This window comes from Allokutzneria sp. NRRL B-24872 (assembly GCF_002155965.1).
Lineage (GTDB): Bacteria > Actinomycetota > Actinomycetes > Mycobacteriales > Pseudonocardiaceae > Allokutzneria.
In genome coordinates this window covers 1-745 of record NZ_MUMH01000289.1, presented here as the reverse complement: position 1 = coordinate 745, position 745 = coordinate 1, and the positions used below count along the sequence as shown (strand labels likewise).

Genomic DNA, 745 nt, shown 5'->3' with positions numbered 1-745 from the left:
GATCGCGGAGAAGCTGTTCGCGACCCCGATGGAGGGCCGTTCGCTGGGCACCGACCCGGCCAGCGGCAACGAGATCGTGGCGAAGGAGGGCCGCTTCGGCCCCTACGTCACCGAGGTGCTGCCGGAGGACGCGGGCAAGGTGAAGCCGCGCACCGGCTCGCTGCTGAAGTCCATGTCGCTGGACACCGTGACGCTGGCGGACGCGCTCAAGCTGCTGTCGCTGCCCCGCGTGGTCGGCAAGGACCCGGAGAGCGGCGACGAGATCACCGCGCAGAACGGCCGCTACGGCCCGTACCTGAAGAAGGGCACGGACTCGCGGTCGCTGGCCACCGAGGACGACATGTTCACCGTCACCCTCGAAGAGGCCCTGAAGATCTACGCGGAGCCGAAGAAGCGGGGCAGGCAGGCTTCGGCGGCCCCGCCGCTGAAGGAGATGGGCAACGACCCGGTCTCCGGCAAGCCGATGATCGTCAAGGAAGGCCGCTTCGGGCCGTACGTCACCGATGGCGAGTACAACGCGTCGCTGCGCAAGGGCGATGACGTCGAGACGCTGACCGACGAGCGCGCGGCCGAACTGCTCGCGGAGAAGCGGGCGAAGGGCCCGGCGCCGAAGAAGAAGGCGGCGGCCAAGAAGCCCGCTGCCAAGAAGGCGACCGAGAAGAAGCCCGCCGCGAAAAAGCCCGCCGCGAAGAAGACGACGGCGGAGAAGACGACCGCGGAGAAGAAGCCCGCCGCCAAGAAGCCG

The 745-nt window shown here is 69.0% G+C and carries 1 protein-coding gene; it reads left to right on the top strand.

The features are described 5' to 3' along the window. A partial coding sequence (locus CCN37_RS37500) for a topoisomerase C-terminal repeat-containing protein (protein ID WP_305764730.1) occupies positions 1 to 745 on the top strand: 745 nt, incomplete at both ends.